The organism is Helicobacter sp. 11S03491-1, assembly GCF_002272835.1.
Classification (GTDB): Bacteria; Campylobacterota; Campylobacteria; order Campylobacterales; family Helicobacteraceae; genus Helicobacter_J.
Genome location: NZ_MLAO01000024.1, coordinates 1 through 1,491 on the forward strand (window position 1 = coordinate 1; position 1,491 = coordinate 1,491).

A 1,491-nucleotide genomic window follows, 5' to 3' on the forward strand; every position below is an offset into this window, starting at 1 on the left:
ATAATGATTATTCTGATAAAAACTATCACTCTTTGGGGATGGGATTGATTCATAAGGTTTAAATACATTTTTAGGTCTTGCTTTTTGGGTTTGATTGACTTGGGGTCTGTAATTGAGTGATTTGTATGTTTTAGGGGGTTTTTGTCCAAACTTATAGCGTATCCCTGCACTTACTAACCAATAGGTATTGAGTTTGCCAAAGAATTCTGTCTTAAAATCCCCATAGAATTTCAAACTGTCATTGAGAAGCAAATAATCTCCCCCTATCCCTATACCCAATCGATTATCCATTTGCACGGAACGATTTAAGGGCATATCTACATCATCGGTTAAAGTAATCTTCCCCCCTAAATTGAGATCATGGCTATATTCAATGAGTGCCCTTAAGTTAAGAGCTTGATTGGGATAATCATAACGCTTGAGGGTTAAAAGACCAATCTTGCTAATGAGAGCAGGGGAAGCATGCAGTTTGGCTGAAATATGAGAGCGGGATTGTTTATCCGAGAAAGAAATCTTTTCTCCTAAAATAAATCCGGGTGTGAGGGAAACATAAGGTTGGAAATAAAAACTCTCATCCCTAATTCTCAGGTCTTCTATCCCATTCCTGCAAAAAGTAGGGCGCACACATTTTTCTATGATTCTGGTTTTGATTTTATAAAAAGGATAAAAGCGATACCCCACTCTCATACTGAGTAAGAAAAAATGCCCTCCAAAATTAAAAGGATCATCAGCTTGATAGAGTTGGGTATGGTTGTAACTGTAACCATATTGCATACTCCCGGAAATATCCCAACCGTTTTCATCCAAATACCCCCCATACCCTCCTATGTCTATAGAATGCACATATCCTTTATAGCCTTTATCCCCTGTGTTTAAACGGGTGTAATCAAGAGAGAATCCATAAAAATATCTTTTTTCTCCAAAATTCTCTCCTTTATCATAACCCCCTTGAAAACTATAGAATAAATCTTGAGTTGTTTTATCTTTGGAGGGTTGTTTTTGATAAATCCCTCCTGCATAGACTTTTGCCCACAGACCATTGAGGGTAGGGGGATAGAGTAAATCATCCATGCGGTAATACAGATTGTCTGCATGGATACGAAAGGTTTTATAAGGAAGGGAGAGGATATTAAAGAGACTTTTGGCTGTTTGGTTAGGGGTTTGGGTAATGCCGGCTAAAACCCAATTGATTCTCCCCCCTGCTGTATTGGTTTGTTGCAAAATGGGGAGATAATCATATAAGCCAATAATCGTAGCAATCCCTTCAAATCCCCCATTAACTCCCAGAGTAGCTGCAGAAGCAACGACCATGTTTTTTCCGGCTACATCCAGGCTGATGTGAGAGGGATTTTGATAGATTTGAATGTATTGGGCTCCATTAACATTATTTGCACTGATAGTATCTGTAGTTCCTGCCCTCACATCAGCCATCAAACGAAAGACACCATTTTCTCCGGTGATGGTATTGACTGAAAGAGTGCGAGGGGTATA

At 39.1% G+C, this 1,491-nt stretch carries 1 protein-coding gene; it reads right to left on the minus strand.

Annotation, left to right across the window (positions count from 1 at the left end; all coding sequences use genetic code 11):
* A partial coding sequence (locus BKH45_RS08645; RefSeq protein WP_143428413.1) for an autotransporter outer membrane beta-barrel domain-containing protein occupies nt 1-1,491 on the minus strand: 1,491 nt, incomplete at both ends.